Here is a 20,668-nt window from a genome sequence, read left to right as displayed (position 1 = left end):
CGAACTTATTCTACTACACTGAAAAGATACAATAAGTGCTACTCGTGAAGATTTGAAAAATGGTAAAAAGAATCTATCGATAGCCCTTTCTAACAAAGGAGTATTACATAATGGGAAAAGAGCGTATTGCATTTATCGGTACAGGTGTAATGGGGGCAAGCATTGTTAAGCATTTATTACAAAATGGTCATGAAGTTACGGTTTATACACGCACCAAAGAGAAAGCTGAACCACTTATGGCATTAGGGGCGGCTTGGGCAAGCTCCCCAGCAGAAGCATTTAAAAATAAGGAAATAGCCTTTACGATGGTCGGATACCCTTCAGATGTAGAGGAAGTTTATTTTGGGGAAAACGGATTATTTCAAACAGTAGAAGAAGGCAATATCGTTATTGATATGACTACTTCAGAACCCACATTAGCAAAGAAAATTTTTGAACATGCCCAAAAACTAGGGATAGAGGCGTTAGATGCACCTGTTTCTGGGGGAGATATCGGTGCTCAAAATGGTACTTTATCAATTATGGTTGGTGGAAGCCAAGCCACTTTCCATAAAGTTTTACCTGTCATGAAACATTTTGGTGAAAATATTGTGTATCAAGGCGAAGCTGGTTCAGGACAGCATGCCAAAATGTGTAATCAGGTAGTTATAGCTTCAGGAATGATTGGTGTGTGTGAGTCGCTGGCTTATGGTTTAAAGGCAGGGCTTGATTTACCAACAGTATTGCAATCCATTTCGTCTGGTGCAGCAGGATCGTGGTCGTTAAGTAATTTAGCACCCCGTATGATCAAAGAAGATTTTGCCCCAGGTTTTTATATTAAGCATTTTGTCAAGGACATGAAAATTGCTTTAGACGAATCTGAAAAAATGGGGATTACATTACCAGGTTTAGCACTTGCTTACGAAATGTATAAAAAGCTAATTGAAGAGGGCTATGGTGAAAATGGTACACAGGCACTTCTAAAGGCTTATAAATAATTTCTAGAAAACGCATACGCTTCACGATTTCATCATAGATAACAGTGCATACTATTTTTACTGAAATAGAAAGCAAATAATTTAGGAAACCCGAAGTATCCTCTTATGGAAGAGTGGATACTTCGGGTTTTCTTATATAAAGCAGCTTACTACCACACAGAAAATAGAAAGCTACGGAAGCATCATTTTTTATCAAACAGTTTTGCGTCTAAAGAAAGGCTAGATGCTCCGGCAAGGGCAAAGTATAAAGCAATTGCACCTAAAGCTAAATCTAATTCATAACCAGCTAATCCGTCAGCGCCGATAAAGCCGACACTAAGCTTCGCTGTAAAAATGGCAACAATCATTGTCACTGTCAATAAGGCCCCAAAAAGTCTTGTACCTAAGCCTAGAATAATTGCTATTCCTCCAACTAGTTCTATAAGGGCAACAATATAAGCCATGAAGCCCGGTATTCCAATTGCATCAAAAAAATCTGCTGTGTAGCTGATACCACTTTGAAACTTTTGATATCCATGAACTGCAAAGATAATGCCAAGAACGACACGTAAAATAGTTGAACCAATATTTTGCATAATTTAATAACTCCTTTTGTTTTTTAACTTACATTTCGTAACTTAGTTTATTTTTAAAAACAACTTTTGTCAAGTAACTAAATTTTATTTTTGAAACTGATTTTAGTAAAAATGATATACTGTTATATAAGAACGAAATACTATGGAGGAAGGTAAATTGGAGCAAAAAAAAATTTGTCCACGGTTTGAAAAGGCGTTAAAAATATTAAATCATCGGTGGAATACCTTGCTTATTTATCAGTTATTAGAAGGTCCTCAACGGTACTCTACAATTAAAAAGCAGTTGGGTATTAGCAGTCGTGTGTTAACGGAGCGATTAAAAGAATTAGAGAGTGAGCATTTAGTGACACGGACAGTTATCCCGTCAACGCCAGTAGTGATTGAGTACGAACTAACAGAAAAAGGACATGCACTTGCACCAGTCCTTGGAGCAATTGAACAATGGTCTTCCATGTGGGTGAATACAGAAGAATAATGCAGTGGATATCCGAGCGAGGGGGCTTGGGTATCTTTTTTATTCATTCAGCAATTTTTTTTGTGCGTAAGCAAAGCGACAGCTACAAATATCTACTTTGTGAAAGCAAAAGGGTTTTGTCTGTGCGTAAGCGTAGTGAAAACGTAGCGGCAGCAACAACAAATTTTTAAAAAGTATATCTTTCAAGAGTGTTAGTTCAATTAAATTAAATGTATATTGTAAATAGTATTAACTTTCTTTAAATAAAGACTGCTTTTTATTACAGGGAGAAATTAATTTAATATGATAAAGAATAGGGAGGGGTTTTATGAAGCGGAAATCACCGGTAGATGTACAGCATCGAAGTCAGCTAGCTCTTTATTTATCGCTGCCAATACTGTCATGGGCATTTTATGATTTTGCGAATACAATATTTTCGTCGAACATTAATACAATATTTTTCCCGTTTTATATGGATGAGGTTTTAGGAACAAATGAAGTCATGCAGCAGGTGGCGAGCACTTTTATTTCGTATGCAAATGCCATTGCAAGTTTTTTTCTTGTTATTTTTTCACCACTTTTTGGTGTATGGGTTGATAATACTGGCTATAAAAAGAGATTTATTGTTTGGTTTGCATCGATTTCAATCTTCTTTACCTTTATGATGGGGATTTTTGCAAATGTACAGACAGCAACAAATTATTCAGGAGTACCGCTTAGTCTATTCTTAGTTGTAGCTAGCTTTGTGATTGCGAAATTTTTCTTTAATTCAAGTCTAGTATTCTATGATTCAATGATGGGTGATTTAGGGACAAAGGAGGAAATGCCCCTTATTTCCGGCTATGGGGTAGCAATTGGTTACTTAGGTACAATTTTTGGATTACTTGTTTACTTGTATGTAGGAAACAATGATTTTCATCGTGCGTTTATTCCAACTGCAATTTTGTATTTATTATTTTCATTGCCATTATTTTTTATTAATAAAGATAAACCGATTCCAAGATCTCAACGTAAGACCACTAAGTTTTTAGATGGCTATAAGGAAATTGTTCAAACCTTTAAAGAAATGAAGAAATATAAAGCAATTTTTACTTTTATGATTGCGTATTTCTTTATAAATGATGCTATTGCAACTACCATTGCAATGATGGCTATATATGCCACAACGATTGTAGGCTTTACTTCTGGTCAGTTTATCGTTCTTTATTTAGTATCTACTGTTTCAACAATTATCGGCTCACTTGCGTTTGGCTATATTACAAAAGCAGTCGGAGCTAAACGTGCGATCACGATGGTAGCTGTATTGATGATTGTGGCTCTATCATTAGCTGTCTTTGCGACAGCACAATGGATGTTCTGGCTTGCTGGTAGTATGTTTGGAATATCATTAGGGTCGATGTGGGTTACATCTAGAACGTATATTATTGAATTGTCTCCAGATGAAAAACGAGGTCAATTTTTTGGGTTGTTTGCATTCTCAGGGAAAGTATCTTCCATTATTGGGCCAGCAGTCTACGGTACGGTCACATTATGGATGAAGGACTACGGAACGTTAGCAAGTCGAGTAGCGTTATCAACATTAATTGTGATGACGGTAATTGGTCTATTGGTACATCTAAAAGTTAATGATAAAAATGGAAATAGCAAGTAGGAGAAATGTATCGCCTATGATACAATTGAATTATAAATAGAAGCTGAACAGAAAGGAGCGGGGTTGCTTTGGAACATAAAGGAATATTATTAGAAAGTGGAACAAATGAGCTAGAAATCGTTGAATTTGAAGTAGCCAACAATAAATTCGGTATTAACGTTATTAAAGTAAAAGAAATTATTCAACCGATACCAGTAACATTTATTCCACACGCGCACCCGCATGTAGAGGGGATTATTCAATTACGAGGTGAGGTTCTTCCAGTAGTTGATATGCTTCGAGTACTAGGAATTCAAAGCACAGAGCGTAATCCTCAACAAAAATATATTGTAGCTGAATTTAATAAGCAACGCGTAGTATTCCATGTTGATAACGTTACTCAAATTCACCGTATTTCATGGAATCAAATCGAGAAACCTTCTGATATGTATCAGGGTGGAACATCACAAGTAATCGGTGTTATTAAGCAAAATGAGGAAATGATTCTATTACTAGATTTCGAAAAGATTATGGTGGACATTAATCCTGATTCAGGTATTAGTGTAGAATCTGTTAAAAAGCTTGGTAAACGTCAACGCTCTGAAAAACGTATTTTAATTGCTGAAGACTCGCCATTATTACGTAAATTATTATTCGATACAATGAATGAAGCTGGTTATGAGAATGTCGAATTCTTTGAAAACGGTCGTGATGCCTATGAATACTTAGAGTCACTTGTTAAAGGTGGTAGCGATGTAGCCGAGCATATACAATTAGTAGTGACGGACATTGAAATGCCACAAATGGATGGGCATCATTTAACGCGTAAAATTAAGGAGCATCCAGATCTTCAAAAGCTTCCTGTCATTATTTTCTCTAGCTTAATTACAGACGATCTTCGTCATAAAGGCGATCAAGTAGGAGCGGAGGATCAAATTAGTAAGCCAGAAATTGCAGAGCTTATTTTACGTGTAGACCAGCTAATTCTATAAAATCAATTACGCCAAGGCGAAATTGATCAGCGGGCGCCAGTTCATGCAGGATAAAATTAAAAAAGGTACTTCACAATATTAATAATGGGTATCCTGGAAGTATATGAATAACTAAAAGAAAGTCGGATGCCTTTTTAGGTTCCGACTTTTTGTATAGATCAAGGTGCTTGAACAAAATACTAAGACTATGTATGTATGCGTTAAGGAAGTGATTATTTGATTGAATTAAAAACAGCTATCATTGATATTGGCTCAAACACCATTCGATTAGTATTGTACCAATACGAAAAAGAAGAAGGGCTTCGAGAGCTTGGAAATATTAAAACGGTTGCACGTTTACGTACATATTTACAGCCCTCAGGAGAAATGTCTGATGAAGGAATCCAAGTTTTAACGGAGACATTATTGACTTTTAAAGCAATGCTTGATGATTTTGAAGTGACTGACGTTAAAGCGGCTGCAACAGCGGCAATTCGTCAAGCTACAAACAGAGACAAAATTATTGCTTTAATGAAGGAACGGACGGGTATTCAAATAGAGCTTTTATCTGAGGAAGAAGAGGCATACTACGGTTTTGTTGCTGTAGCGCATTCAATAGGCACAAAGTCAGCAGTAACCATCGATATCGGTGGTGGTAGTACAGAAATTACACTGTTCGAAAATAAAGAGCTTAAGGAATCCTATAGTTTTCCATTCGGTACGGTATCATTAAAGCAACGTTTTGTGAAGGGCGACATTATGAATAGTAGTGAAAAAAAGGAACTTATTGCATTTATAAAAGAGCAGTTCAATTCACTTCCTTGGATTCAGGATACTGGATTACCGATTATCGCTATTGGTGGTAGTGCGAGGAATATTGCTCAAATTCACCAACAAAAACATGCATATCCAATAGCAAGTGTTCATGGCTACGAAATGACTAAGGGAAATTTAGAGGAGCTTAGTGTATTTTTAGGCAATTTAAGCTTTAATGAATTGAAACAGTTAGATGGACTTTCAGCTGATCGTGCCGATATCATTGTCCCAGCATTAGAAGTTTTTCGCGTGTTAATGGAAGTCGTTGGCAGTGAAATGTTCCAACTAACGAAGAAGGGTTTGCGCGAGGGGCTCATTATCCAGCGTATTTTGCAGACTGATGCGAGTGCTTTTGATAAGTATAATGTGTTTGATGGAAACGCTAGAAGATTAGCTCGCCAATATGGTCGAACTGAGGAAGAAGTGGACTATCTCATTCATCTAACAGATCAATTCTATCGTGAGTGTTGCCACTTGAAATATTTACATTATAATCCAAAGGATTTGGAATTATTAATGAAAGCGGCGAAAGTTTTTAATATCGGAGAGTATATTGAGTTAAGTTCTGCAAGTCAACATACTTTTTATTTAATTGCAAATCAATCTATAGATGGGCTAAACCACAAGGAACGTGTGAAATTAGCACTTCTAGCTTCGTATAAAAATAGGGATTATTATCAACGTTTTGCTGCTCCTTTTATAGAATGGATGAACCGTGAGGAGTATCGCAAAATACGAGATTTTGGAGCGCTTTTAAAATTTGTTTATGCATTAAATGTATCGAAGAGAAGGATTGTACAAGCTATTGAGATGAACAATGAGGAGGACTATGTACAACTTAGTATATATGTAAAAAACAATGCAGCTGCTGAAAAGTATCAAGTCGATCGACACAAAAAACATCTTGAACGAGCATTAAAGATACCTATAAAAATAAACTTTATTGAAGAAGGGTTGAGCAATTATGACAACTGACATTACAAAAAATCAGTTACATGAAGAAGAATTTTCTGAAACACATAGTCGGTTACTAGAGGAAATCGCAAAGCCACAATATTATAATAATCGCGAATTAAGCTGGTTAGCCTTCAACGAACGTGTTTTAGAGGAAGCAGAGGATGTTAATAATCCTCTGCTAGAACGCCTAAAATTTTTAGCTATATTTAGCTCGAATTTAGATGAATTTTTCATGGTACGTGTTGCAGGTTTACAAGATCAGGTACGTGCAGGCTTCCATAAGGCTGAAAATAAATCAGGCCTAACACCGAAAGAGCAATTAGCGAAAATTGCAGAACGCACTCAGGCATTAGTGCGTCGACAAACTGAAGTATACAGACATTTAATATATGATTTATTACCACAACATAATGTACATATTGCAGACATGAAAGACTTAAATAGTGCGCAAAAGGCATTTATTAATGAAATGTTTGCAGAAACAATCTTCCCTGTTTTAACACCCGTAGCCGTTGATGCGTATCGTCCTTTTCCGACTTTGCTAGGTAAAACATTAAATTTACTTGTCTTATTAGAGCACGATGAAACAGACTTAGAAAATCGTGAAAAAGTAGCGATTGTCCAAGTACCATCTGTTTTAGATCGTTATATTAAAGTACCTTCAGCAGAAGGTGAAACAGTCGTTGTCTTACTAGAAGATGTAATTGTAGCACATATAGAAAAGCTCTTTTATGGTTATAGTGTAAAATCCGCACAGGCATTCCGTTTAACACGTAATGCGGATTTAACAATTCATGAAGAAGGTGCAAGGGATTTACTTGTTGAAATTGAAAAAGAGCTGAAAAAGCGTAAATGGGGAGTAGGTAGCCGTCTAGAAGTGCGTGAGGGTGAAATGAACGAGGAGGTTCTTAAATACTTACTAGATGAATTTGAAATTGAAGAAACGGATGTCTTTCATATAGATGGCCCTTTAGATTTAACATTTATGTTCTCATTTGTAAAAGGTATATCTGTAGGTCGAGAGCATTTAGAATATGAAAGCTTTATCCCACAGCCTCCTTTAGATTTACAATCAGATGAAAATATTTTTGAAAAGGCATTGCAACAGGATATCTTTTTCCATCATCCCTATGAGTCGTTTGCGCCAATTGTAGATTTTATCTCAGAGGCGGCTGTTAATCCGAATGTTTTAGCAATCAAGCAAACATTGTACCGAGTAAGTGGTAATTCTCCCATTATACAAGCATTAAAATTAGCAGCAGAAAACGGCAAACAGGTAACGGTTTTAGTTGAATTGAAGGCACGCTTTGATGAGGAAAATAATGTGCACTGGGCAAAGCAACTAGAGCAAGCTGGCTGCCTTGTCATTTACGGTATGAATAATCTAAAAACACATTCTAAAATAACGTTAGTTGTAAGCCGTCGAAATAAAAAAATTGAGCGTTTTGTACATCTTGGAACAGGAAATTATAATGATGCAACTGCAAAAATCTATACAGATATGGGCATAATAACGACAGATAAAGAGTTTGGGATTGACGCCACTAACTTCTTTAATTATTTAAGCGGTTATACAGAGAAGCCAACCTTTAATCATTTAGTCGTGGCACCGTTCGATATACGGGATGAATTTATCATGCTAATCGATGAAGAAATTACTTGCCATAAGATGCATGGTAATGGTTTTATTCGAGCAAAAATGAATTCACTAACAGATAAAGATTTAATGATGAAGCTGTATGAGGCGTCCATTGTGGGGGTAAAAGTAGAGCTCATCATTCGTGGTATTTGTTGTATTAGACCAGGTATTCCTGGAATTAGTGAAAACATAACAGTGACAAGTATTGTTGGCCGTTTTCTTGAGCATTCTCGTATATATTGGTTCCACCATAATGGGGAAAACAAAGTGTATTTATCTTCGGCAGATATGATGACACGCAATATGATTAAACGAGTAGAAATTTTATTCCCTGTATATGCAAGTGAAGCAAAAGCCCGTATTATTGACATTATGAACACCCAATTAAGGGATACAGCAAAAGCTCGTATTCAAGACTCCAATGGCAAATATCATTACAAAGAGTTTGATCGTAGTGAAAATCCAATTAATAGTCAGGAAATTTTCTTAAAGGATGCACTTAAGCCTACGCTAGACGAAGAATAAAGCAAACACGCTACTTAGTGAGGGATATAATGAAAAAATATAAAGAGAGTGTAGCGCAATTTGCAGACTATCAACAAGTCATACAACTTAATCCATTTGATGCAGTCGTATGTTTAAGAAAAGTTGATACAAAAGCATTTGAAGTCGTTAATTTTAACGATAATCTACCGTTATTTATTGAGCTACAGGATGTGAAGGCCACCAATGCAGAACATTTTTTTACGGAGCAATGCTGGTTGCAATTATCGAATTTATTACAACAAGAATTTAATACGGGTCAAAGGCTAGAGATTGGTACGAGTCACAAATTAAAAACATTTCTAGTTCATGTCCAACATTTAGAAAATTCCATTGTAGCAGTTATTTTACGTGAGAAACAAAAAAATGTGGAACCGTATTTGCAATTTGTGGAGCAACATGTAAATCCTGTATTAACAACTGATTTACAAGGTCGTATTATTCATCAAAACGTTGCTGCCACTTCTCTATTATCCAGCGAACATCACAACCTGATAGGACTAGATATTTTTTCATTATTAGAGAGTAAGTATATCAACGAATTTAAATTATTATTTTCAAAAACTGTTGAGGGGACAGCATTTGGTATGCCCAGATGCTTGTTTAAGCGTCAATTACTAAGTAAAGAACCGTTTTATTTAAAAACACATCCAACGTACTTCAATGGTGAAATTATCGGTGTACATGTATTTGTAAAGGATGCCAACTCATTTATGAATGATCATGAGGCATTTTATTACCTAGCGTTAGTGGATGAATTAACGGGTACTTGGAATCGAAAAGCTTTTAAAGAGCATTGGCAACATCATATCAATGAAAAGAAGCATGCAAATAAGCAGACAGCTCTTATTCTAGTGGATATTGATCGTTTTAAAAAGTTTAATGAATCCCTTGGTGAAAGTAAGGGTGATGAGCTTATGCGAATGTTTAGTCATAGACTTCGGGAGCTTTGCTATTCAAAATGCTCACTTTATCGTTATAACAGTGATGAATTTATATTTGTTCTAAAAGATGCAACTATCAATAAAATTGAACATACAGCAAACGCTATTTTAGACGTCTTAAAAGAGCCATTCATGATCGATGGGCAGGAATACTTTATTAGTGTGTCAATAGGTATCTCCCTTAGCCCAGCAGATGGCAAAGATTTAGAGACACTTGTACGTAAAGCTGATCAAGCATTATTTTCAGTAAAAGAGAATGGTCGATCACACTATCGCTATTATCGAGAAGATATGACGACCGTTTTCCCAAATGAGGCATTGATGGAAGCACATTTACGCCGTGCCATTGAATTTAATGAGCTAAGTATTCATTTACAGCCTCAAATGAATTTAACTAATAATAGCATCAATAGCTTCGAGGCATTATTACGATGGAATAATCGTAAATTTGGCTTTGTATCACCTGCACAGTTTATTCCAATTGCAGAGGCATCAGGTTTAATAATTGAGATTGGTGATTGGATTATTGATGAAGTGTGTCGCTATCAAAAAGAGTGGCACATGAAGGGGTATCGTCCAGTACGAATTGCAGTTAACATATCTCCGAAGCAATTTAGAAAAGAAAACTTTGCTAGAAAGATTCATGATGCCTTGAAAAAACATAATGTTCCGCCTGAATTATTAGAAGTGGAAATTACCGAAAGCTCTATGACTAATGTTCACGAAACATTTTCTATTTTAACTGAATTAAAGCAATTAGGTGTTTATGTTTCCGTTGATGATTTTGGCACAGGCTATTCATCATTAAGCTATTTGAAGCGTTATCCGATTGATATTATAAAAATCGATCAATCATTTATTGCTGATATTGCAAAGGATGAAAGAAATGAGGCCATTATCAAGGCTATTATTTCAATGTCTCATAATTTGGGGTTAGAGGTCATTGCTGAAGGTATTGAAGAGCCATCACAGGTCGATTTTCTAAAGCGCCATCGATGCCAAAAGGGGCAAGGCTACTTATATAACAAACCGTTACCTGTAGAAACTATTGTTGAGAAATATTTTGTCAGCTAAATGATAATGTAGCACTTCATGGATTGATTGAAGTGCTACTTTTTTTGTAGAGCTCAGGAAAGAGATTACTACCTATGCAAATTTTAGGAGGACTTGAGCGGAAGAGAGGTCAACCTGAGCGATTTATGGAAATCCCTGAGCGGAAATAGAGCTGAGCCGAGCAAAAGTAGGGGGACCCGAGCAAAAAAGGCCTGCATCCGATCAAAAAATAGAAGAACCTGAGCGAAAAAAGATCTTTCTTTAGAAGCACTTCTACAATTTATTGTGAACTTTTAATCCATCTAATACGATAGTCGTAAATTGCGCCATCTCCGTAGCTAAATTGAAGTCCTCATTATGAATTAACCAATCATAGACATTTGCACGCATACATCGTTGAATAATAGCCTGCATTTGAGAAACCTGTAAATCTTGACGAAACTCTCCTTGTCGAATGCCTTCCTCAATATAAGTGTTCATAATTTGAAATATTTTTCGTTGTGGACTAATTAAATAATGTTCTTGTTCCACTTGATTTGTCATCGCTGCAGTATATACTGTTCGCATTAAATCCTTTCCCACGACATTAGTTAGATACAACATTTGTTCTTTGTATAGCAGTAGGATTTTTTCACTTGCTGGTAAAGAACGGTCAATATTTTCTTCCACCGTACTATAAAAACTATCAAGTTCTTTAAACTTTTCTAAAATAACATCGTACTTAGATGGGAAATGTGTGTAAAATGTGCCCTTCGATACATTACATGCTTTAGTAATTTGTTCAACAGATATATGCTCAAATCCATGTTTATTAAATAATTCTAAGGAAGTTTTAAGTAATTTATCGCGTGTTTCTAGTGCTTTTATTTGGCGATTAGTTAATGAATTCATATATGATTATTCCTCCTGATTAAGTGTTGTGGGATAAATTTTTATAAAAATATTCTGAAAATGCGAAATTTTAGGTTGACGATATGGAAATGATTTGATTATTATTTAATTGACCGTAGTCAATGACCGAGGTCGTTCAGTGTTTCTCGTTTCTAATGTTACGATAAAAAATTTGAGTTGGCTAGTGTTCATTAAAAATTCATCGCGCAAGGTAGAGTTGGCTTACAACAGATAGAAAAGTTGAAGGGGAACCACTTCAAATTGGGGGGAATTAGTGGGATTTTACAATGATATTTTTCAAGAGGGATATGGAGAAATGAGATGTCAGAAGCTTATTAGCTTAAAAGAAAGATGTAAAATAGAACAACTTTAAAGGGGGACGACATATATGACAACAGTACAAGAAGTTAAAACATTAAAACATTTTATTGATGGGGAATTAGTTGAAGGAAAAAGTGGTCGTTTTGGCTCGGTGTTCAATCCAACAACTGGTGAGGTTATTGCCAAAGTTCCACTTGCAACCGCAGAAGAAACACGAGAGGCTATCGATAAGGCACAGGCAGCATTTCCACAATGGAGAGATACTTCAGTAGCTAAGCGTGCAGAGGTTGTGTTAAAGTTCCGGAACCTTATTACTGAAAATATGGAGAAGCTTCTACAAATTATTTGTACTGAGAGTGGTAAAACAATAGAGGATGCAAAAGGTGAAATTACACGTGGTCTTGAATCAGTTGATTTAGCAATTGGTGCACCTCATTTAATGAAAGGTGAGTATTCTGTCAATGTGGGCGGTCAGATTAATGCCTACTCTGCAAAATATCCATTAGGTGTGGTAGCGGCTATTTCGCCATTTAACTTCCCGATTATGGTGCCCTTAGCGCAAACAAGTATGGCCATTGCAGTAGGGAATGCAGTAATTTTAAAAGCATCTGAACGTGTGCCGATGACAGCTCTATTTGTTAGTGAGTTGTGGAAAAAAGCAGGATTGCCTGATGGCATTTGGACGGTGGTCAATGGTGATAAAGATGCCGTCAATGAGCTTTTAGAAAATCCAATCGTACAAGCAATTTCATTTGTAGGATCAACTCCAGTTGCCAAATACATCTATGAAACAGGCGCCAAATACGGAAAACGAGTGACGGCTCTTGGTGGTGGAAAAAACAATATGGTTGTTATGCCGGATGCTGATCTTGAGCAGGTAGCAAACGCATTTATAGGTGCAGCATATGGAGCCGCTTCCCAACGTTGTATGGCCATTTCAACGATTATGCCTGTTGGCAAAGACACAGCGGATCGTATAGTGGAGATATTGAAGGAAAAAATTTTGAATTTGAAGGTAGGTTCATATAAAAATCCAGAGACAGATTTTGGACCTGTCATTTCACAGCAATCGAAGGAAGCTATTATTGCTGCAATCAATCGAGGGGAATCAGAAGGCGCGACAGTTGTTTGTGATGGTCGTGAGCTTGATATTGTAAAAGAGTCAAAAGGATTCTTTATAGGGCCAACATTGCTAGATAATGTAAAACCAGGCATGGAAATTTATGAACAAGAAATATTCGGACCAGCCCGCAATGTTGTACGTGTTGATTCCTTAGATGAAGCCATCCAACTTATTAACAAGCATGAGCTTGGAAATGGTGTAACAATCTTTACGAATGACGGCCTAGCTGCTCGTAAATTTACAACAGAAATTGATGTAGGCATGGTTGGTGTCAATGTCCCAATTCCTATTCCAGTTGGTTATCATAATTTTGCAGGATTTAAAGGTTCTCGTTTTGGTGAGGGACACATGTTTGGACCAGATCAGGCACGCTTCTATACAAAAACAAAAACAATATCAGAACGTTGGCTGACAGGCAATGCATCGACAGAATCTACATTTGCATTCCCAAGTAATAACGACTAATAGAATCGAAGAGCTGTATTTTTCTATACAGCTCTTTCTAGGGGATAAGCGTACTATAAACAACTTTACTAGCTTTCAAGAATCATAGGTACGATACTCGTAATCATATTATTACTTTAAGGATGTAGGAGGATATTGCGTGAAGGGAAAAACAGTTTTCATTACTGGAGCAGCCCGCGGTATAGGGCTATCCATAGCCATAGCATTTGCTGAGCAGGGTGCGAATGTGGTCATCACAGATATTAATGAACAGCTTTTAGCGGAGACAACAAAGCACAATCCGCGGCTAACTGCATACACCTGTGATGTTACGGACGAGCAGGGAATATGTGATGCGATTGATTTTACTGTTGAAAAATTCAAGACAATTGATATCTTAGTGAATAATGCAGGGTTTCAGCATGTTTCTCTCATCGAGGATTTCGCAACAGAGATCTTTGAATCTATGCAAAAAGTGATGCTTGTTGCACCTTTTGTAGCAATGAAATATGCATTACCACATATGAAGAAAAATAAATTTGGACGCATTATTAATATATCATCTATCAATGGTGTTATTGGCTTTGCGGGTAAAGCTGGATATAATGCAGCGAAGCATGGTGTTATTGGTTTAACAAAAGTGGCAGCATTGGAGGTTGCAACTGAAGGTATAACAGTGAACGCGATTTGTCCAGGGTATGTCGATACAGACTTAGTGCGCAATCAATTTACGGATTTGGCAAAAACAAGGGGGATTCAAGTAGAGGAGGTACTGGAGCAGATACTTTATCCACTTGTTCCTCAAAAACGCTTACTGGATGTGTCAGAAGTTACGGGACTTGCACTTTATCTTCATTCAGCAGAAGACTCCCAACTCTATATGTGGTGAGATGAATGCGATTTTGATTACTTTTTCAGGGGTGTCTACTGAATGAAGATAAAACCTCCGGCGGATGTCACGGATTTTCAAAGGAATGAATTGTGCAGGCACAATTCAAAATCCGGACGCAATTACGCCAAGGCGAAATTGATTTTAGTGATCAGGCAAAGGGATTAACAGGGCAGGCCATTATTTTGGATGGCGGTTATACAGCACAATAGTTAAGGGGGATGAAATATGATTCAAACAAAAACAATCTTCACAGTAAACTCACCAGGCACAATCGTTTATGGACGGGATTCTTTTGAAGAAGTGGGGGTCTATGCAAAAAAACTGGGAACTAAGGCTCTCGTAATTAGTGATCCAATAATGGATAGCCTTGGCTTCGTTAATCAATGTAGTTCTTTGTTAAAGGCTCAAGGATTGGAAGCGGTTTCATATTTGGGTGTAACAACTGAGCCAATAGATACGTATGTAGCAGAAGGCCTCAATGTTTTGCAATCTGAGGGTTGTGATATCATTATTTCCGTCGGGGGTGGAAGCTGCATCGACACTGGAAAAGCCATCGCAGTAGTTGCAACGAATGGTGGTTATATCGGTGATTATATGAAAATGGCAAAAGTGGCAGAGCAAGCACCAATTCCTCATATTGCAATTCCGACAACCGCTGGTACTGGCTCAGAAGCAACGGATGCAACGGTAATTACAAACACAAAGAATGAAGTAAAAATGATGATTAAGCAGCCTGCATTTATGCCAAACATAGCTATCGTTGACCCTATCTTAACGGTTACATCTCCACCTGCCATCACTGCAGCAACAGGTATTGATGCATTAAGTCATGCTATTGAGAGCTATTTATCACGTTTAGCACATCCTTACTCGAATGTACTTGCATTATCTGCCATGGATTTAATCGTTCATAATATTTTAAAGGTTTATGAACAAGGCAACGATATTGATGCTCGTGAGGCGATGTCTCTAGGTTCCATGCAAGCAGGTCTTGCATTCTCAAATGCATCTGTTGCTTTAGTACATGGCATGTCTCGTCCAATAGGAGCCTTATTCCATGTGCCACATGGGATTTCGAATGCCATGCTCTTGCCAGCGGTATTAGAATATTCAAAAGATGCTTGTATCGACAGACTCGCAGATATTGGACAATTCTTTAAAAAGGATGAATCCTTTTTATCTCAAGAAGAGCTTGCCGATTTAGCTATTATTTCTATTAAGGACATGTGTAAGGGGATGAATATAGGTAATTTAAAGCAATGGGGAATTGATGAAGAAGCATTTTACGCAGCCATTCCAAAAATGGCAACGGATGCGATTGCCAGCGGTAGCCCTGGAAATAATCCTAAGGTGCCAACACATGAAGAGCTAATGGAGCTTTATAAAATAGCTTATCATTATGAGTTCTAGGATTTAAAAAAATGGCAAAATTACTGGGGTTACAAAGCATAAACGTTTTGTAACTCCATTTTTAATACTATGTAAAATAATGGTGGGTATTCTAATTATTATATATCTATATTAATTTAGAAAATATATACAAAGTGGGGGATTTTCATGGATGATTGTTTTATTTGTAATAAACACGCAGGCAACATTCAAACTTCAGGGGTCATGATTTATGAAGACGAATATGTTTATGTTGGACATATTGATAACAATGGTGCTCCAAATTATTTAGGTCATATTATGATTGATTTAAAAAGACATGCACCTACACTTGGGGATATGACAGTAGAAGAGGCAAAATCATTTGGGGTTATTATGGCAAGGGTTAGCAAGGCAATAATGGAATGTGAAAAGGCAGAGCATATCTATTCATTTGTTTCTGGAAATTCAGTACCGCATTTGCATATGCATCTAGTTCCTCGTTATCCCAATACGCCGAAGCAGTACTGGGGACCAAGTGCTGTTTATGATTGGGAAGAGGCACCAATGGGTGACAATAAAGAAGTTGTTAAACTTTGTACTCGAATAAAAACATATATTGAGAATAATGCATATGAGTAAACTTATTGAAGACTTTAGCTGGATAGGTAGCCAAGAAAATTTCATTGATCAACCAAATCTTTATCAAATCGAGCATGTTATTGTTGGGCGATATGGTGGTAACTCCGATGCAGGACAATATAAGAATGAAGATGGATGTTTGATATGGTTAGATAAAAAAGAAGATTGGGAATTTGCTATTTTACTCGATGCTCATAATACATCTGAGAGTGCAGAAATCATCATAGAACAATTTATTAGTCATAAGAATGAAATCAAACATTTATTATCTTTACCGGCGAACCAGAAAACGTTTAAAAGCATAGAAGAAAAGATCTTAAGTATATTTCAATCTGAAAAGTTTTTAACTGTTTGCAGAAATATTACAGGAGAAACAGCGTGCTTAATTGTCGTTAGAAAGGAAAAGTATGTGTGGTGGTTTTCTGTTGGGGACTGTGTTCTATTTTTATTTCACCAAGAGCTGGCTGCACTAGGTCAATTTCAAATTAATCAAAGACAATTTTACGAATGGATAGGGCAGGTTAATACGTTTGAACAGGATGTTCCTTGTTATAGTATTGGAATAAAGGAATTAAGAAAAGGAGAAAATCGTCTTTTATTAACTACAGATGGTTTAATTGAATGTCCAAATGAACCCTATTCTAACCCTGTTAATATTTATAATTCCTTTTTAAATTCTAAAGATAATGAAAGCATTGAGTCCATGTTAAAGAACATCAGACGTAATGGTGTAAGAGACAGCACTACCATCGTTTTTTGGAATATCAACATATCAAAAGAGGCTACGAGAGCAAGTGATCAGGAAGCAAGTTCTTAATGGATTCTAACTATACCCGCGAAAGAGAAGCGAATACCCGCGTACGCCAGGGAAATACCCGCGAAAGAGAAGCGAATACCCGCGCACGCCAGGGAAATACCCGCGAAAGAGAAGCGAATACCCGCGCGACAGGAAAAATACCCCGAAACTGAAGCAAATACCCCGTAACATACGAATCTCTGCTAGTAGGACCATTCAACTTCAATCATTTCTATCGTTTTGTAGAATTAATATGACATATACGAGAAAATATAGTAATATTTTTAGTGAATCATCATTCATTTTGCGAAGGGGGAAATTGTATGTTGCAGGGGAAAACAATTATTATTACTGGTGGATCAAATGGAATGGGGCTTTATATGGCAAAGCAATTCGTTGCTGAAGGAGCGAATGTTGTTATTACAGGTCGTAACGAAGAACGATTAGCAGAGGCAAAGGCCTTTATTTTAGAGGCTGGAAATACGATTGAAACTTTTCAAATGGACGTTCGAGTACCAGAACATGCAGATGCGATGCTAGCTTTCGCCGTTGAAAAATTTGGACAAGTTGATGGACTTGTCAATAATGCTGCTGGCAATTTTATAGTACGTGCTGAGGATCTATCACCAAATGGCTGGAAGGCAGTTGTCGATATTGTATTAAATGGGACATTCTTCTGTTCTTCAGCAGTCGGTAAGTATTGGATTCAAAATAATATTAAAGGATCCATTCTTAATATGGTCGCAACTTATGCATGGAATGCAGGAGCCGGTGTTATTCATTCAGCAGCAGCTAAAGCAGGAGTACTATCATTAACAAGAACGTTAGCTGTGGAATGGGGGAAACAGTATGGGATTCGAGTAAATGCCATTGCGCCAGGTCCAATTGAGCGTACAGGTGGTGCCGACAAGCTCTGGGAATCGGAAGCTGCTGCTGCTCGTACACTAGATTCTGTTCCGTTAGGCCGTACTGGTACTCCTGAAGAGATTGCTGATTTAGCAACATTTATGATGTCTAATAAAGCAAGTTATATGAACGGTGAATGTGTGACACTTGATGGTGGGCAATGGTTAAATCAGTATCCATTCTAAATAAAGTGAAACTTAATCAGTGGGGGTTTTTTTTCCCCACTGATAGGGGAACACAAGCTAAAACCTTCACATCCTGTGAAAACGCTTGTGTGACCAACATCCTATTGCCCCTCACCAATCGGGCTTTTACGGGCAGTTGATCTCCTGCCTAATTTCTTTCCTTTTGGAACAAATCAATTACTGCCCGTTAAAGCGGGATAAAGTGAAACTTAATCAGTGGGGTTTTTTATCCCCACTGATAGGGGAACACAAGCTAAAACCTTCACATCCTGTGAAAACGCTTGTGTGACCAACATCCTATTGCCCCTCACCAATCGGGCTTTTACGGGCAGTTAGGCTTTTTGGTACTGCCCGTTAAAGCGGGATAAAATGTTTGCATAATGAAGAGCCGGGTTGACGCATACTAAGGGCAAAGAAAGGAGTTTTGCTTATGGGTATGTGGTTAATACCGGCTCTTATTGCCATTACGATCATTTCGGTTATTTCGTTCGTGTCAACGCTGAAAATTGCCAGAATGACCTCTGAACGGAAGTCAGAGAACGATACACCGATTTCAGAAACGGTTGAAGAGTATGCAACAATGTTAAACCCTATTGTATGGGTATATATCATTTTTTTACTTTTTTTAGGGATAATGATTTTTTATTACTGGAGTAAAGCAGGGTATTAAAAAATTATTTTTTCTTCATTCAGCTCATATTTTGAGCAATAAATATGGCTGAATGAAGATCCTTAATTCCTTGATAGTTGAGGAAAAAGTACGCTAGTGGTTGGGCAGTTCTAATATTTAGTTTTGTTCAAAATGCTTAAATAATTCGTTGTTAGTAAAAAACTCTTCTCGACCTTGTCATGGTCATAAAAGGAAAAGTTATGATATGATAAAAGGGAAGCATCCTGTTCTGCAAAGCGAGGACAGAAAAGGAGAAGAAGTTCATGATTTCAACTAACAGCAAAGACTTATTAGCAATGCCAATTAGTGATTTTATTATTTCATCTGAAAAGGTTGCGCATGTACAAAGTGGGAATAGTGCTGAACACGCACTCCTTGTACTTACACGTACAGGGTATTCGTCGATACCTGTTTTAGATTTGAAATATCGACTTCAAGGTTTACTTAGCATGAAAATGATTACTGAATCCATTCTAGGACTTGAACATATTGAATATGAAAAGCTACCCGATATAAAAGTGGATACAATAATGGATAAAAACATCGCTGTATTAAAGTTGACGGATACTTTCCAGAGAGCTCTCGATTTAGTTATTAATCACGCCTTTTTATGTGTTGTGGACGAAGAAGGAACGTTCGCAGGGATTTTAACGAGACGTGTTATTTTAAAGCAATTGAAAAAATATATTTATCAAAAAGAGTAGTAGTTTAAAAGGGGGCTCAGATGAAAATCATGAGGCCCTCTTTGCTTGTATCGGAGGTTTACTGATTGATGGCAACGGAAGCTGAAATATTAAAAGTGCTAGCAGAGGAACGCAATATGCGAAAAGCAGCAGAACGTTTATTTCTATCCCAACCAGCACTTTCTCAAAGGTTGCAAACTATTGAAAAAGACTGGGGCGCACAGTTATTTATTCGTTCGCAAAAAGGACTTACTGCAACACCTGCAGGAGAGCTTGTTATTACCTATGCAACTGAAATGCTGAGCAAAAAAGAAGAGATTTTTGAAACAATCCAATCCTTAACGACAAAAGTAAACGGGACATTGAAAATTGCCTGTGCATCAATTGTCGGGCAAAACTGGCTTCCGAAAATAGTAAAGGAATTTGTTTCAAAATATCCTGAGGCAAAAATCTCACTTATGACCGGCTGGAGCTCAGAAATTGTAAAAGCTCTATATGAGGGCGAGGCTCATGTAGGCATTGTACGGGGGCAGGTTGATTGGAAGGGGGAAAAGATTCACCTTTTTCGTGATACCCTTTATTTAGTAGATAAAGAGCTAAAAACGATTGAAGATGTGCTGATGACAGAGCGACCTTTTATTCAATTCAAAAGTGACTCTAATTATTATTTGGAGATTCAACAATGGTGGCAGCAGCATTTCGCTTCAAATCCGAGAAAACAAATCTTAGTTGATCAAATTGAAATTTGTAAGCAAATGGTGCTGAATGGAATCGGCTATGCCATTTTACCTTCAATAACGTTAAATGATCATGATGGTATAAATAAAATCGCGCTTAATAACAATGAAAAAGATTTTGGTTTAACACGCGATACTTGGCTCATAGGCTATGAATCCTCATTTGAATTACGACAAGTAGAGGCTTTTGTAGAAGTGATACAAGACCATGCACGATGTTTGTTTGATTACTCAAAATTAAAATAAGAGAGAGGCAGTCTCAGATGAACACTAGTTCATTTTTGAGGCTGCCTTTTTAACTTCTTTCAGCAGATGTTTGGACACCCGCTGAAAGAAGTTAGAGCCTCCGGCGGATGTCACGAAATCGGGAAGGAGTGCTTTGTGCAAGCACAAAGCCGATTCCAGATGCACTTATGCCGAGGCATAAGTGATTTGTTAGCCTCCTATATCC

The 20,668-nt window shown here is 37.1% G+C and carries 18 protein-coding genes; 16 read left to right on the top strand and 2 right to left on the bottom strand.

Annotation, left to right across the window (positions count from 1 at the left end; translation table 11 throughout):
* Positions 1–110 precede the first annotated feature (110 nt).
* Positions 111–977, top strand: coding sequence for an NAD(P)-dependent oxidoreductase (locus tag ACIQXF_RS08935; protein WP_402781662.1), 867 nt, complete (start codon positions 111–113; stop codon positions 975–977).
* A 182-nt stretch (positions 978–1,159) separates the two neighbouring features.
* Here ACIQXF_RS08935 and ACIQXF_RS08930 read toward each other — a convergent pair whose 3' ends face one another.
* Entirely contained in the window at positions 1,160–1,552 is a 393-nt protein-coding gene (locus ACIQXF_RS08930; RefSeq protein ID WP_402781659.1) for a DoxX family protein, read from the bottom strand.
* 157 nt (positions 1,553–1,709) lie between these two features.
* On the opposite strand from ACIQXF_RS08930, the gene ACIQXF_RS08925 reads away from it, so the two are divergent.
* The 6 genes from ACIQXF_RS08925 (at position 1,710) to ACIQXF_RS08900 (ending at position 10,580) form a co-directional block, all read left to right on the top strand.
* Positions 1,710–2,027 (top strand): winged helix-turn-helix transcriptional regulator, encoded by a 318-nt coding sequence (locus ACIQXF_RS08925; RefSeq protein ID WP_402781656.1) that lies wholly within the window; start codon positions 1,710–1,712, stop codon positions 2,025–2,027.
* A 307-nt stretch (positions 2,028–2,334) separates the two neighbouring features.
* Positions 2,335–3,657: an MFS transporter gene (locus tag ACIQXF_RS08920; RefSeq protein ID WP_402781653.1), complete on the top strand. Its 1,323-nt coding sequence runs from the start codon at positions 2,335–2,337 to the stop codon at positions 3,655–3,657.
* A gap of 68 nt (positions 3,658–3,725) precedes the next feature.
* Positions 3,726–4,628, top strand: coding sequence for a chemotaxis protein (locus ACIQXF_RS08915; protein WP_402781650.1), 903 nt, complete (start codon positions 3,726–3,728; stop codon positions 4,626–4,628).
* 216 nt (positions 4,629–4,844) lie between these two features.
* Entirely contained in the window at positions 4,845–6,398 is a 1,554-nt protein-coding gene (locus ACIQXF_RS08910) for a Ppx/GppA phosphatase family protein (RefSeq protein WP_402781647.1), read from the top strand.
* A complete protein-coding gene (locus ACIQXF_RS08905; RefSeq protein ID WP_402781644.1) occupies positions 6,388–8,544 on the top strand; it encodes an RNA degradosome polyphosphate kinase in 2,157 nt (718 codons plus the stop codon). Before ACIQXF_RS08910 ends, ACIQXF_RS08905 begins: the two co-directional genes overlap by 11 nt.
* Before the next feature lie 29 nt (positions 8,545–8,573).
* On the top strand, positions 8,574–10,580 hold the full coding sequence (locus ACIQXF_RS08900) for a putative bifunctional diguanylate cyclase/phosphodiesterase (RefSeq protein ID WP_402781641.1): 2,007 nt from the start codon (positions 8,574–8,576) through the stop codon (positions 10,578–10,580).
* A 252-nt stretch (positions 10,581–10,832) separates the two neighbouring features.
* Here ACIQXF_RS08900 and ACIQXF_RS08895 read toward each other — a convergent pair whose 3' ends face one another.
* A complete protein-coding gene (locus ACIQXF_RS08895) occupies positions 10,833–11,450 on the bottom strand; it encodes a TetR/AcrR family transcriptional regulator (protein ID WP_402781638.1) in 618 nt (205 codons plus the stop codon).
* Positions 11,451–11,838: 388 nt separating this feature from the next.
* Between ACIQXF_RS08895 and ACIQXF_RS08890 the strand changes: the two genes are divergently transcribed.
* The 9 genes from ACIQXF_RS08890 (at position 11,839) to ACIQXF_RS08850 (ending at position 20,463) form a co-directional block, all read left to right on the top strand.
* Positions 11,839–13,359 (top strand): CoA-acylating methylmalonate-semialdehyde dehydrogenase, encoded by a 1,521-nt coding sequence (locus ACIQXF_RS08890; RefSeq protein WP_402781635.1) that lies wholly within the window; start codon positions 11,839–11,841, stop codon positions 13,357–13,359.
* Positions 13,360–13,498: 139 nt separating this feature from the next.
* Positions 13,499–14,227, top strand: a complete 729-nt coding sequence (locus tag ACIQXF_RS08885; RefSeq protein WP_402781632.1) for a 3-hydroxybutyrate dehydrogenase — start codon at positions 13,499–13,501, stop codon at positions 14,225–14,227.
* A 228-nt stretch (positions 14,228–14,455) separates the two neighbouring features.
* Positions 14,456–15,640 (top strand): iron-containing alcohol dehydrogenase, encoded by a 1,185-nt coding sequence (locus tag ACIQXF_RS08880; protein ID WP_402781629.1) that lies wholly within the window; start codon positions 14,456–14,458, stop codon positions 15,638–15,640.
* A 147-nt stretch (positions 15,641–15,787) separates the two neighbouring features.
* Positions 15,788–16,240 carry an HIT family protein gene (locus tag ACIQXF_RS08875; RefSeq protein WP_402781626.1) on the top strand — a complete coding sequence of 151 codons (453 nt, stop codon included), beginning with the start codon at positions 15,788–15,790 and terminating at the stop codon, positions 16,238–16,240.
* Positions 16,233–17,057, top strand: coding sequence for a PP2C family serine/threonine-protein phosphatase (locus tag ACIQXF_RS08870; protein ID WP_402781623.1), 825 nt, complete (start codon positions 16,233–16,235; stop codon positions 17,055–17,057). The genes ACIQXF_RS08875 and ACIQXF_RS08870 overlap by 8 nt, the downstream gene beginning before the upstream one ends.
* Before the next feature lie 302 nt (positions 17,058–17,359).
* Positions 17,360–18,127 (top strand): 2,4-dienoyl-CoA reductase, encoded by a 768-nt coding sequence (gene fadH, locus ACIQXF_RS08865; RefSeq protein ID WP_402781620.1) that lies wholly within the window; start codon positions 17,360–17,362, stop codon positions 18,125–18,127.
* Positions 18,128–18,557: 430 nt separating this feature from the next.
* On the top strand, positions 18,558–18,797 hold the full coding sequence (locus ACIQXF_RS08860) for a short-chain dehydrogenase (RefSeq protein ID WP_402781618.1): 240 nt from the start codon (positions 18,558–18,560) through the stop codon (positions 18,795–18,797).
* Between the two features lie 263 nt (positions 18,798–19,060).
* Positions 19,061–19,501, top strand: a complete 441-nt coding sequence (cbpB, locus tag ACIQXF_RS08855) for a cyclic-di-AMP-binding protein CbpB (protein WP_402781615.1) — start codon at positions 19,061–19,063, stop codon at positions 19,499–19,501.
* 68 nt (positions 19,502–19,569) lie between these two features.
* On the top strand, positions 19,570–20,463 hold the full coding sequence (locus ACIQXF_RS08850) for a transcriptional regulator CcpC (protein ID WP_402781869.1): 894 nt from the start codon (positions 19,570–19,572) through the stop codon (positions 20,461–20,463).
* Positions 20,464–20,668: the final 205 nt, after the last annotated feature.

The sequence above is a fragment of the Lysinibacillus sp. NPDC097231 genome (assembly GCF_044761885.1).
In the GTDB taxonomy this organism is placed as follows: Bacteria; Bacillota; Bacilli; order Bacillales_A; family Planococcaceae; genus Lysinibacillus.
Note: the sequence above shows the minus strand (reverse complement) of the source record. Positions and strands in the feature narration are given on the sequence as shown.

What these genes read in the sequence shown, in the direction of transcription:
- ACIQXF_RS08935 (WP_402781662.1), top strand. Translation starts at nt 111, where the DNA reads ATGGGAAAAGAGCGTATTGCATTTATCGGTACAGGTGTAATGGGGGCA.
- ACIQXF_RS08930 (WP_402781659.1), bottom strand. Translation starts at nt 1,552, where the DNA reads ATGCAAAATATTGGTTCAACTATTTTACGTGTCGTTCTTGGCATTATC.
- ACIQXF_RS08920 (WP_402781653.1), top strand. Translation starts at nt 2,335, where the DNA reads ATGAAGCGGAAATCACCGGTAGATGTACAGCATCGAAGTCAGCTAGCT.
- ACIQXF_RS08905 (WP_402781644.1), top strand. Translation starts at nt 6,388, where the DNA reads ATGACAACTGACATTACAAAAAATCAGTTACATGAAGAAGAATTTTCT.
- ACIQXF_RS08900 (WP_402781641.1), top strand. Translation starts at nt 8,574, where the DNA reads ATGAAAAAATATAAAGAGAGTGTAGCGCAATTTGCAGACTATCAACAA.
- ACIQXF_RS08895 (WP_402781638.1), bottom strand. Translation starts at nt 11,450, where the DNA reads ATGAATTCATTAACTAATCGCCAAATAAAAGCACTAGAAACACGCGAT.
- ACIQXF_RS08890 (WP_402781635.1), top strand. Translation starts at nt 11,839, where the DNA reads ATGACAACAGTACAAGAAGTTAAAACATTAAAACATTTTATTGATGGG.
- ACIQXF_RS08880 (WP_402781629.1), top strand. Translation starts at nt 14,456, where the DNA reads ATGATTCAAACAAAAACAATCTTCACAGTAAACTCACCAGGCACAATC.
- ACIQXF_RS08875 (WP_402781626.1), top strand. Translation starts at nt 15,788, where the DNA reads ATGGATGATTGTTTTATTTGTAATAAACACGCAGGCAACATTCAAACT.
- ACIQXF_RS08870 (WP_402781623.1), top strand. Translation starts at nt 16,233, where the DNA reads ATGAGTAAACTTATTGAAGACTTTAGCTGGATAGGTAGCCAAGAAAAT.
- fadH (WP_402781620.1), top strand. Translation starts at nt 17,360, where the DNA reads ATGTTGCAGGGGAAAACAATTATTATTACTGGTGGATCAAATGGAATG.
- ACIQXF_RS08860 (WP_402781618.1), top strand. Translation starts at nt 18,558, where the DNA reads ATGGGTATGTGGTTAATACCGGCTCTTATTGCCATTACGATCATTTCG.
- cbpB (WP_402781615.1), top strand. Translation starts at nt 19,061, where the DNA reads ATGATTTCAACTAACAGCAAAGACTTATTAGCAATGCCAATTAGTGAT.
- ACIQXF_RS08850 (WP_402781869.1), top strand. Translation starts at nt 19,570, where the DNA reads ATGGCAACGGAAGCTGAAATATTAAAAGTGCTAGCAGAGGAACGCAAT.